The following is an 11271-nucleotide window of genomic DNA, read 5'->3' on the forward strand; positions in this document are numbered from 1 at the left end:
GAGATCCCCGCCTCCAGCAATTCGTTTTGGCCGCCCTCATCAGCGGCATGACGTCCTAGTGGACGGCAGCAAACACGCAGCCGTCACATCAGGCCGCGCGCACCGCGTTGAGGAAGGCCTGAATTCGGCTTGCATCCTTTATGCCTTTCGCTGCTTCGACCCCACCACTGACATCGACCGCATAAGGGCGAACCTGGGCAATGGCTTGCGCGACGTTATCTGGCGTCAGCCCACCTGCGAGGATGACAGGCTTACCGGCCTCGCTCGGCACCAGCGACCAATCGAACGCTGCGCCAGTACCGCCCGGTACACCCTCGACAAAGGTATCGAGCAATATCCCGCACGCACCGGTATAGGGCGCCATCAGCGCCGCAACGTCCTGATCGGCACGCACACGTAGCGCCTTGATGTAAGGCCGCGAAAAACCCTCACAATCCGTCGGCGACTCATCACCATGAAACTGCAGTAAATCCAACGGCACTTCGCGCAGCAGGGCCTGCAAGGCTTCACGTGGCATATCGACGAACAAACCAACACAAGTCACGAACGGCGGTAATGCGGCAACAATGGCTCTCGCCTGCTCGATACTCACCGCTCTGGGGCTTTTGGCATAGAACACCAGACCGATAGCATCGGCCCCAGCCTCTACTGCCGCCAGCGCATCCTCGACGCGCGTAATGCCACAAATCTTGCTACGCACCCTAGTCACGTTAACTGCCCTCGTATTGAGCGCCGGATGGTAGCAAAGGCTCACACCTGGCGCACATCCGCCAGGCCGGAAAGAAAGTGCGGCCCCAGATAGCGCTGCGGCAACTCGAATTCGGCCGGATACTCGACTTCGATCAGATAAAGACCATAAGGGTGAGCAGTGACGCCGCCACTGCGCCGCTCACAACGCTCCAGCACTTCACGCACCCACTCGACAGGGCGCTCGCCCGCCGCAACAGCCATCAACACACCAGCGATGTTGCGCACCATGTGATGAAGGAAGGCATTAGCGCGAATATCCAGCACGACGAAACGACCGTGCTCGATGATCTCCAAATGATGCACGGTCTTGATCGGAGACTTTGCCTGACACTGACTGGCGCGAAAAGCACTGAAGTCATGCGTGCCGACCAGAACCCTGGCCGCCTCGCGCATGCGCGCAACATCCAACGGACGATGATTCCAGGTGATCTCTTCAGCCATATGCGCCGGGCGAATCGGATCGCTGTAGATCACGTAGCGGTAGCGCCGCGCCATCGCGCTGAAGCGCGCATGAAAATGCGCAGGCATCACCTTGGCCCAGGTGACGCTGATGTCCTTGGGCAGGTTCATGTTCGCGCCCATGATCCAGGCATGCAGCGGGCGCTCGACAGCCGTATCGAAGTGCACCACCTGACCACTGGCATGCACCGACGCATCGGTGCGCCCGGCACACATGATGTTCACTGGCGCACCGCCTGCCACTTTCGACAAGGCATCCTCCAGGCAACCCTGGATCGAAGCAACCTTGCCGCTCTGGCGTTGAAAGCCGCGATAACGAGCACCCTTGTATTCGATGCCAAGCGCGACTCTAGAAAAGCCAGCGGCCGCCATTTCGGCGGCCGCTACAGGTACTACATCAGACATAAATTCAATCAAACCAGCTTGGCAATCATCTCACGAGCTTCTTGCTGCTGAGCATCGCTACCCTCTGCAACCACTTCGTCGAGAATGTCGCGCGCCCCCTCGGTATCGCCCATATCGATATAGGCACGCGCCAGATCCAGCTTGGTGGCGGTTTCATCAGTTCCCGAGAGGAAATCAAAATCGTCATCACCCTCCAGATCATCGCCAAAGTCATCGGCAGATGCGAGCAACGGAACATTCTCCTCAGACATATCTGACGCCCCGGATTCCGCCGACAATTGTTCAAGCTCTGCATTGACCTCATTGAGCTGAGCCGCAAAATCACTTACATCAGCGGTCGGCTTGGCGGGCTCATCATCGAGCGACAGGTCAAAATCAGCCGGCAAATCGAGGTCGCCATCCGCCGCGTTCTCGCCTGGCAACTCCAGGCCAAGGTTCGCCAGCTCAGCGTCGGCAGCAGGTTCAGCCACCTCATCAAGACTGAGCAGGAAGTCATCGCCCGCATCACCAGTAGTCGACGGAGCAGGTTCTTCCAACTCAAGACTGAAATCAGCGAGCTCATTGGTGAGCGGCGCTCCCGCCTCCTGCGCATCATCCAGTGCGAGGTCGAAATCGAGTTCATCTGCCGACTGAGTATCAGGCTCAGCATCCACCAAGCCAAAGTCCAAATCCTCATCCAACGCCGGGCGTTGCTCTACAGACGGTGCGGCAGCCTCAATATCACGCTCCAGATCGCTCTCCAGATCATCAAGACTCAGGTCGAAGGCATCGTCCAGCTCGTCAGCAGAAGCGGGAGCACTTGCACTCGATTCACCAAGAGCAAGGTCATCGAAGTTGAAATCACCTAGATCATCGGAGGCTGCGACTGCAGTGGCAGCAGCGCCCGCCCCGACAAAAGCAGCCATGGCCGGATACTTGCCTTTGAGTTGATCGACCTCAGCACTTGCCCCGCCAATTTCATGCAATTCATTGTCTTGGCGGGCAAAGCCCTCACGATCACCCAGCTCGGCATAAACCTCCATCAGCTTGAGGCGCAGATCTGCACGATGAGGCTCGTCGTTGATCGCGTTTTGCAACAGCTCGGCAGCCTGATTAAAGCGGCCATAGGCAATGTAAATATCAGCTTCACCCAGAGCATCACCTGTTTGCGCGGTGACGCGCTCCTCGGCGCTGGTCGGTGCAGACTTGAGCGGCTCCTCATCAAGCCCCTCAAAACTATCTTGCGGCATATCCAGATCAGCCGCAAAAGCGCTGTCCTGGGCAAGCTCCTCATCAAACACTTGCTGCGGCTCTGCCTCCTTCATCGCGTTACGACGCGACAACGCCATCAGACCAACCAGCAGAAGCAGCAGCGCACCACCACCAGCAAGGCCCAAAGTCATCGGGTTGGCCAACAGCTCATCGATGAAGCTCGGCTGAGCGACAGGTGCGGGCGCAGAGGTTTTGGCTGGCGCGGCCGGTTCGGCCGCCGGAGCAGGTTCACTGACCGGAGGGGGGGGCTCAGCAGCACCCTGCTCGGAAGCAGCCGACTCTTCGCTGTAGTTGTAGTCAGGCGCCTCTTCCTGCGATGGCATCACTGCGGCCTCAGGGGGCGCTGCGACCGGCGCTTGAGTCGGCGATTCTTGAGCAGGCGCGGGGCTGGCAGGCGCCCCACCGGCCTGACCAACATCAGCTTGCAGCTTGGCAAGCTGGCTGTCCTTGAGTTCGATCAGGCGCTGCAATTTATCCAATTGGCTCTGCAGATCGCCAACCCGGCTTTGCAGCTCTGCATTCTCGCGACGAGTCGAGTCGAGACTTTCCTGAGTCACAGCCAGCTTGTCGGCCAACGCCTTGCTATCAGCAGAACCTGTATCGCTGCCGCGCGTGGTCTTGCCGCTATCAGCAGAAACCAGCTTCAGGCTGTCGCCTTTTTCAGCCGCTGCAGGTGCGGCACCTGCAGCGCTACGACGAGTAGCATCAAGCTGACGCGAAGCAACACCGCGGCCATCACGCCAGGCAGCGTTCTGCGCAGCGACCTGTGCCAATGCCTCGGCATTGCTGCGACTACGAACCTGCTGCTCATTAGGTAAACGCAGAACCTGACCGCTTTTCAGGCGGTTGATATTGCCGCCGATGAAGGCATCCGGGTTCAGATCCTGAATAGCCAGCATGGTCTGGTGCACAGCCCCCCCCCCTACACGCTGGGCAATCTCCCACAGGGTGTCATTCTTGCTGGTGCGGTACTCACCACCGGCAACACTGCTTGGCGCAACAGAGGCAGCCGGACGCGCCGCTGGTGCAATCGATGAAGGCGCAGCCGCACGAGAAGCTGGAGCGGCAGCAGTGACAGGCGCCTGAGGCGTCGCAGCAGCGGCAGCTTGCGGAGAATAAAGAGGCGGGTCGAGCAGCAGGGTGTATTCACGCAGCGAGCGACCATTAGGCCACAGCACTTCAACCAAAAAGTTGAGATAAGGTTCGCGAACTGCCTTGTTGGAAGTCACCCGAATGACACTCTTGCCATTGGGTTTCAATACAGGAGTGAATTTAAGGTCGTTCAGAAAGAACTGGCGATCAATGCCCGCCTTGGCAAACTCTTCAGGGGAAGCCAGCTTGGGAACGACTTCATTGGAGGCTAGATCACGCACCTCCAGCAACTCGATCTCCGCGACCAGGGGCTGATTCAGCGAGGACTGCAGGGTAACTTCGCCCAACCCCAGCGCATGCGCCATCCCAGAAGACAGGGCGGACGCCGCTGCGATTGCCAGCACCAGTTTGCGAACCCGAACCATAGCGTTATCCCTTGTTTTAGCTGTCTCTGCGTGCGAGAGGGCCTAAATGAGCGTTGCCTGATCCGCCAATGGCGGCTCCCCATTCAACGATCAACTTAGACAGTATTGCCAAGCTAGAAAGATTCTTCAAATTTCTAGGTAAGTATCTTTTACAGATAGTGTTTTATCAATAACTCTGCTATTTGCACGGCATTCAGTGCGGCACCTTTTCGCACGTTATCAGACGCAATCCACAAATTGAGCTGGGTCGGATCACTAATTCCGCAGCGTAAACGGCCAACATGAATACTGTCCTGCCCTACCGCATCACCAACGACGGTTGGATAGTCGCCTGACTCCGCCAGCTCTATACCTTGCGCCTGCTCAAGGCTGCGCACCACAGCAGCCAGATCCACTGGCGCATCAGCCTGAAGGCTGACTGCCAGACTGTCACCAAAGAACACAGGCACCACCGCACAGGTCACAGCCACTTTAAGCTGCGGGTCATTGCCTAGCATTTGCAATTCCTGCACCAATCGCTCCTCTAGCTGAGCATGCCCCTGCGCATTGGCCGCCCCAACCTGCGCCAGCACATTGAAGGCGATCTGGCGATCCAGCGCACGCGGCTCCAAAGGCCGACCATTGAGCAGCTCAGTGGTTTGTCGCGCCAGCTCTTGCACGCCACTGCGCCCCAACGCAGACACCGCAAGCATAGCTGTGACAACCACCTGCCGAGGCAATAGCAGCGGACGCAATGCCTGGAGAACCAGCGCTAACGCCACCGCAGATGGCGTCGGACTGCTCAACACAAAAGGCGCTTTCAGTGTAGCCATCACCCGCTGCCCATCTTCAGGCATCACACAGGGCGCCTGCGCCAAAGAAAGCCCAGCAGACAGATCAATCACCGAACAACCTGCCGCGCTCGCCAACGCCACATGCTCACGAGTAACTTCAGCACCTGCCGCGAAAAATACCAACTGCACACGAGCAAAGTCGAATCCCTCAAGCGAGCGCACACGCACCTGGCGATCTCGGAAGGATAGGCTCTGCCCCGCGGACTCATCACTGGCAAGCAGGTGCAACTCCTTGACCGGGAAATCACGCTCATCAAGCACCCCGACCAAGGCCTCACCGATGCTCCCGGTGGCGCCGACAATAGCGATGGAAAGTGGCTGATTCATGATGGAAACCTGCACAACGAAGGGAGCGGCACTGTACCCGCGCCCCCGCCCCCAGGCAATCGCCCGAAAAAAACGAAGCCCCGCTGCATGACAGAGGGGCTTCGTTTTTTCGGTGTTCGAACAGTCGCGTTTAACGCTCCAGCAGAATCCGCAACATGCGACGCAGCGGCTCAGCGGCGCCCCACAACAATTGATCACCCACAGTGAAGGCCCCCAGGTATTGCGAACCCATGTTGAGTTTGCGCAAGCGCCCAACAGGCACGCTCAGGGTGCCAGTAACAGCAGTGGGGCCGAGTTCACGGATAGCGTCTTCGCGATGGTTCGGCACCAGTTTGACCCACGGGTTGTGCTGACTGATCAAGCCTTCGATGTCGGCCATCGGCACATCCTTGTTCAGCTTGATGGTCAACGCCTGGCTGTGACAACGCATGGCGCCGATACGCACGCAGATACCGTCGACGGGGATCGGGTTCTTGAAGCGACCGAGAATTTTGTTGGTTTCGGCCTGGGCCTTCCACTCTTCACGGCTCTGGCCGTTCGGCAGCTCCTTGTCAATGTAGGGGATCAGGCTTCCCGCCAATGGCACGCCGAAGTTATCGACCGGAAACTCTTCACCGCGCATGGCCTCGGCGACCTTGCGGTCGATGTCGAGGATGGCACTGGCCGGATCAGCCAGATCATCGGCGACACTGGCGTTGATCGCGCCCATCTGCTTGATCAGCTCGCGCATGTTCTGCGCACCGGCACCGGAAGCGGCCTGATAAGTCATAGCGCTCATCCAGTCGACCAGACCAGCTTCGTACAGCCCACCAAGCGCCATCAGCATCAGGCTGACGGTGCAGTTGCCGCCAATGTAGTTCTTACCACCAGCATCCAGTGCATGATCGATCACCTTGCGGTTGACCGGATCGAGCACGATCACCGAGTCGTCGGCCATACGCAGACTGGAGGCAGCATCGATCCAGTAGCCCTGCCAGCCTGCTTCACGCAGCTTGGGGAAGACTTCGTTGGTGTAGTCGCCGCCCTGGCAGGTCAGGATCACATCCAGACCTTTCAGGTCATCAATGCTGTAGGCATCTTTCAGCGCAGCGATGTCCTTGCCAATGGCCGGGCCTTGGCCGCCGACATTGGAGGTGGTGAAGAACACCGGCTCGATCAGGTCGAAGTCCCGTTCTTCCAGCATGCGCTGCATGAGCACAGAACCGACCATGCCACGCCAACCGATCAAACCTACACGTTTCATAACGACTACACCTATATAAACAGCCCGCCGGAACCACCCCGGCGGGGCTGGGAAGATTACAGACTACGCAGCGCTTCGACTACTGCATCACCCATCGCAGCGGTACCGACCTTGGTCTTGCCTTCGGACCAGATGTCGCCGGTACGCAGGCCCTGATCCAGCACCAGGCTCACCGCTTTCTCGATGGCATCGGCGGCAGCGACCTGGCCGAAGCTGTAACGCAGCATCATGGACACCGAGAGAATGGTGGCCAGCGGGTTGGCGATGCCCTTGCCGGCGATGTCCGGCGCGGAGCCGTGGCACGGCTCGTACATGCCCTTGTTATTGGCGTCCAAGGATGCCGACGGCAGCATGCCGATGGAACCGGTCAGCATCGAAGCCTCGTCGGACAAAATGTCACCAAACATGTTGTCGGTGACCATCACGTCGAATTGCTTCGGTGCGCGCACCAGTTGCATGGCGGCGTTGTCGACGTACATGTGGCTCAGTTCGACGTCCGGGTAGTCCTTGGCCACTTCCTCGACCACGGCGCGCCACAGTTGACTGGACGCCAGGACGTTGGCCTTGTCCACCGAGCACAGTTTCTTGCCGCGCACACGCGCCATGTCGAAACCGACCTTGGCGATGCGGCGGATTTCGCTTTCGCTGTACGGCAGGGTGTCGTAAGCCATGCGCTCGCCGTTTTCCAGCACCTTGCTCTCGCGCGGCTGACCGAAATAGATGCCACCGGTCAGCTCGCGGACGATGAGGATATCCAGGCCAGCCACCACTTCCGGCTTGAGACTGGAAGCCTCGGCCAGTTGCGGATAGAGGATCGCCGGACGCAGGTTGCCGAACAGGCCCAGTTGCGAACGGATCTTCAGCAGACCGCGCTCCGGGCGGATGGCCGGATCGATGGTGTCCCACTTCGGCCCGCCAACGGCACCCAGCAGTACGGCATCGGCAGCCTTGGCGCGGGCCAGGGTCTCGTCGGCCAGCGGCACGCCATAGCGATCGATGGCGGCGCCACCCAGATCATCGAAGCTCAGCTCGAAACCCAGGGCGTACTTGTCGTTGGCCAGGTTCAGCACCTTGACCGCCTCGGCCATGATTTCCGGGCCGATACCATCACCTGGGAGAACCAGAATCTGCTTGCTCATTGCATTCCTCAATCTATCCGCAGGGTGGATGACGCTATTTTCATCCACCGCAACCCGGCACGCTGGATGGATAAAGCACCCTCCAGCCTACCCTGATGTATTACTTGATCGCGCCGAACAGCCAGGGGCTGCTCTGCTGGTATTGGACCTCGAAGGACTTGATCGCTTCCTGATCCTGCAGGGTCAGACCGATGTCGTCCAGACCATTGAGCAGACAGTGCTTGCGGAAGGCATCGACCTCGAAGCTGTACTGCACGCCATCGGGGCGAGTCACGGTCTGCGCCTCGAGGTCGACGGTCAGTTGGTAACCCTCGGTGGCCTCGGCCTGCGCGAACAGCGCATCGACCTCTTCATCCTTGAGGATGATCGGCAACAGGCCGTTCTTGAAGCTGTTGTTGAAGAAAATATCGGCGAAGCTCGGCGCGATCACGGTGCGAAAACCGTACTCGTCCAGCGCCCAGGGCGCGTGCTCACGCGAGGAACCGCAGCCAAAGTTCTCGCGAGCCAGCAGCACACTGGCACCTTGGTAGCGCGGGAAGTTCAGCACGAAATCCTTGTTGATCGGGCGGTTGGAATTGTCCTGATTCGGCTGACCGACATCCAGGTAGCGCCACTCGTCGAACAGGTTCGGGCCGAAGCCGGTGCGCTTGATCGACTTCAAGAACTGCTTGGGAATGATCTGGTCGGTATCGACGTTGGCACGATCGAGTGGGCAGACCAGACCGGTGTGTTGGGTGAAGGCTTTCATGTGCGGTCTCCTTAGGCCTGGATCAATTCACGAACGTCGATGAAACGGCCGGTCACCGCAGCAGCGGCAGCCATGGCCGGGCTGACCAGGTGGGTGCGACCACCGGCGCCCTGACGGCCTTCGAAGTTGCGGTTGGAGGTGGAGGCGCAATGCTCGCCGCTGCCCAGTTTGTCCGGGTTCATCGCCAGGCACATGGAGCAGCCCGGTTCACGCCATTCGAAACCGGCTTCGATAAAAATCTTGTCCAAGCCTTCAGCCTCGGCTTGCGCCTTGACCAGACCGGAGCCCGGCACTACCAGCGCCTGTTTGACGGTGGCGGCGACCTTGCGGCCCTTGGCTACCTCGGCAGCGGCGCGCAGGTCTTCGATGCGCGAGTTGGTGCAGGAACCGATGAACACGCGATCCAGTTGAATGTCAGTGATCGGCTGGTTGGCGGAGAGGCCCATGTACTTCAGCGCGCGGCTGATCGAGTCCTTCTTCACTGGGTCAGCTTCAACGGCCGGGTCCGGCACGTTCTGATCGACGGCCAACACCATTTCCGGCGAAGTGCCCCAGCTAACCTGTGGCTTGATGTCTTCGGCCTTGAGTTCGACCACGGTGTCGAACACCGCATCGGCGTCGGACACCAGGTTCTGCCACTGCGCCACGGCCTTGTCCCAATCGCTGCCCTTGGGCGCGAACGGACGATCCTTGACGTAGGCGATGGTCTTCTCGTCCACCGCCACCAGGCCGACACGGGCACCGGCCTCGATGGACATGTTGCAAATGGTCATGCGCCCTTCCAGCGACAGGTCGCGGATTGCACTGCCAGCGAATTCCAGCGCATGGCCGTTACCACCAGCGGTGCCAATCTTGCCGATCACGGCGAGGACGATGTCCTTGGCAGTGACGCCGAACGGCAGTTTGCCTTCAACGCGCACCTGCATGTTCTTCATCTTCTTGGCCACCAGGCACTGGGTAGCGAGCACGTGCTCGACTTCCGAGGTGCCGATGCCATGAGCCAGGGCACCGAAGGCGCCATGGGTGGAGGTGTGCGAGTCGCCACAGACCACGGTCATACCTGGCAAGGTAGCGCCCTGCTCCGGGCCGACCACGTGGACGATGCCCTGGCGCACGTCGTTCATCTTGAACTCGAGGATGCCGAAGTCATCGCAGTTCTCGTCCAGGGTCTGCACCTGGATGCGCGAGACTTCATCGGCGATGGCTTCGAGGCCACCCTGACGCTCGGCTTTGGTGGTCGGCACGTTGTGATCCGGCGTGGCGATGTTAGCGTCGATACGCCACGGCTTGCGCCCAGCCAGACGCAGGCCTTCGAAGGCCTGCGGCGAGGTCACCTCGTGGAGGATGTGACGATCAATGTAGATCAACGAGGAACCGTCATCGCGACGTTTCACTTCGTGCATTTCCCAGAGCTTGTCGTAGAGCGTCTTGCCAGTCATCAGCCTTACCTCATCAGCGTATTTCTATGCCCAGGCCAAAGGCCCTTCAGCTTATGGGGTGAAATGCTATGATCGCGAGACGAATAACTCAAATTCATATTTTTCATCTAGAGGATTCCGTTAAGGAATCCATATAAAGCTGCAAGCACCAAGCTACAAGCCGCAAGCAAAGACCGAGCGGCTCGGCTTGTGACTTGTAGCTTGATGCTCGGAGCTGCTTTTATGGATCTCGCCAACCTCAATGCCTTCATCGCCATCGCCGAAACCGGCAGCTTTTCCGAAGCCGGTGAACGCCTGCACCTGACCCAACCCGCCGTGAGCAAGCGCATCGCAGGCCTGGAGCATCAGCTCGGCGTGCGCCTGTTCGATCGCCTCGGCCGCGAAATCGGTCTGACACAGGCCGGGCGCGCCCTGCTGCCACGCGCCTACCAGATCCTCAACGTGCTGGACGACACCCGCCGCGCACTGACCAACCTGTCCGGTGAAGTCAGTGGGCGCCTGACCTTGGCGACCAGCCACCATATCGGTCTGCATCGTCTGCCCGCCCTGCTGCGTGCCTTCACCCGCGCACATCCACAGGTGGCGCTGGACATTCAGTTCCTTGACTCGGAGGTCGCCTATGAAGAAGTGCTGCATGGCCGCGCCGAGCTAGCAGTAATCACCCTGGCACCAGAAACCCGTGAACCGGTGCGCGCTAGAGCCGTATGGGACGACCCGCTGGATTTCGTCGCTGCGCCAGAGCATCCACTGGCCCAAGGCAATGCCATCAGCCTGGCGGATGTTGCCAAACACCCAGCGGTCTTTCCTGGCGGCAACACCTTTACTCACCATATCGTGCAGCGTCTATTCGAAGGCCAAGGCCTGACCCCCAACATCGCCATGAGCACCAATTACCTGGAAACCATCAAGATGATGGTCTCCATTGGCCTAGCCTGGAGCGTGCTGCCACGCACCATGCTTGATGATCAGGTCACGCGCTTGCCACTTCCAGGTATCCAGTTATCGCGCCAGCTCGGCTACATCATTCATACCGAACGAACGCTCTCCAATGCCGCACGCGCATTCATGGCCCTGCTTGACGCACAGCAGGACAGCAACAATCTTGCACGCCACACCGGGCAGCAGCTAACGTGAGGTTCTAAAGAACAAGAAGTAGGCCC

General features: G+C 59.4%; 9 protein-coding genes. 1 reads left to right on the forward strand and 8 read right to left on the reverse strand.

What is annotated here, in order from left to right; genetic code table 11:
• Positions 1-88 precede the first annotated feature (88 nt).
• The 8 genes from AERO9A_RS11610 to leuC form a co-directional block, all read right to left on the reverse strand.
• Positions 89-709, reverse strand: a complete 621-nt coding sequence (locus tag AERO9A_RS11610; protein ID WP_159972106.1) for a phosphoribosylanthranilate isomerase — start codon at positions 707-709, stop codon at positions 89-91.
• A 41-nt stretch (positions 710-750) separates the two neighbouring features.
• Positions 751-1614 carry a tRNA pseudouridine(38-40) synthase TruA gene (truA, locus tag AERO9A_RS11615; protein WP_159972107.1) on the reverse strand — a complete coding sequence of 288 codons (864 nt, stop codon included), beginning with the start codon at positions 1612-1614 and terminating at the stop codon, positions 751-753.
• Between the two features lie 8 nt (positions 1615-1622).
• Positions 1623-4382, reverse strand: a complete 2760-nt coding sequence (locus AERO9A_RS11620) for a FimV/HubP family polar landmark protein (RefSeq protein WP_159972108.1) — start codon at positions 4380-4382, stop codon at positions 1623-1625.
• A 149-nt stretch (positions 4383-4531) separates the two neighbouring features.
• Positions 4532-5542 (reverse strand): aspartate-semialdehyde dehydrogenase, encoded by a 1011-nt coding sequence (locus AERO9A_RS11625; RefSeq protein WP_159972109.1) that lies wholly within the window; start codon positions 5540-5542, stop codon positions 4532-4534.
• A gap of 130 nt (positions 5543-5672) precedes the next feature.
• Positions 5673-6785, reverse strand: coding sequence for an aspartate-semialdehyde dehydrogenase (gene asd / locus AERO9A_RS11630; RefSeq protein WP_159972110.1), 1113 nt, complete (start codon positions 6783-6785; stop codon positions 5673-5675).
• A gap of 56 nt (positions 6786-6841) precedes the next feature.
• Positions 6842-7924: a 3-isopropylmalate dehydrogenase gene (gene leuB, locus AERO9A_RS11635; RefSeq protein ID WP_106735211.1), complete on the reverse strand. Its 1083-nt coding sequence runs from the start codon at positions 7922-7924 to the stop codon at positions 6842-6844.
• 100 nt (positions 7925-8024) lie between these two features.
• Positions 8025-8672 (reverse strand): 3-isopropylmalate dehydratase small subunit, encoded by a 648-nt coding sequence (gene leuD / locus AERO9A_RS11640; protein WP_159972111.1) that lies wholly within the window; start codon positions 8670-8672, stop codon positions 8025-8027.
• An 11-nt stretch (positions 8673-8683) separates the two neighbouring features.
• On the reverse strand, positions 8684-10111 hold the full coding sequence (leuC, locus tag AERO9A_RS11645) for a 3-isopropylmalate dehydratase large subunit (RefSeq protein WP_159972112.1): 1428 nt from the start codon (positions 10109-10111) through the stop codon (positions 8684-8686).
• A 222-nt stretch (positions 10112-10333) separates the two neighbouring features.
• Here leuC and AERO9A_RS11650 point away from each other — a divergent pair, with 222 nt between their 5' ends.
• Positions 10334-11245, forward strand: a complete 912-nt coding sequence (locus AERO9A_RS11650; RefSeq protein WP_159972113.1) for a LysR family transcriptional regulator — start codon at positions 10334-10336, stop codon at positions 11243-11245.
• Positions 11246-11271: the final 26 nt, after the last annotated feature.

The sequence above is a fragment of the Pseudomonas sp. 8Z genome, assembly GCF_902506535.1.
Lineage (GTDB): Bacteria > Pseudomonadota > Gammaproteobacteria > Pseudomonadales > Pseudomonadaceae > Aquipseudomonas.

Excerpts from the sequence above, each read along its gene's own strand:
- leuC (WP_159972112.1), bottom strand. The coding sequence starts at position 10,111 with ATGACTGGCAAGACGCTCTACGACAAGCTCTGGGAAATGCACGAAGTG.
- leuB (WP_106735211.1), bottom strand. The coding sequence starts at position 7,924 with ATGAGCAAGCAGATTCTGGTTCTCCCAGGTGATGGTATCGGCCCGGAA.
- asd (WP_159972110.1), bottom strand. The coding sequence starts at position 6,785 with ATGAAACGTGTAGGTTTGATCGGTTGGCGTGGCATGGTCGGTTCTGTG.
- AERO9A_RS11625 (WP_159972109.1), bottom strand. The coding sequence starts at position 5,542 with ATGAATCAGCCACTTTCCATCGCTATTGTCGGCGCCACCGGGAGCATC.
- leuD (WP_159972111.1), bottom strand. The coding sequence starts at position 8,672 with ATGAAAGCCTTCACCCAACACACCGGTCTGGTCTGCCCACTCGATCGT.
- AERO9A_RS11620 (WP_159972108.1), bottom strand. The coding sequence starts at position 4,382 with ATGGTTCGGGTTCGCAAACTGGTGCTGGCAATCGCAGCGGCGTCCGCC.
- truA (WP_159972107.1), bottom strand. The coding sequence starts at position 1,614 with ATGTCTGATGTAGTACCTGTAGCGGCCGCCGAAATGGCGGCCGCTGGC.
- AERO9A_RS11650 (WP_159972113.1), top strand. The coding sequence starts at position 10,334 with ATGGATCTCGCCAACCTCAATGCCTTCATCGCCATCGCCGAAACCGGC.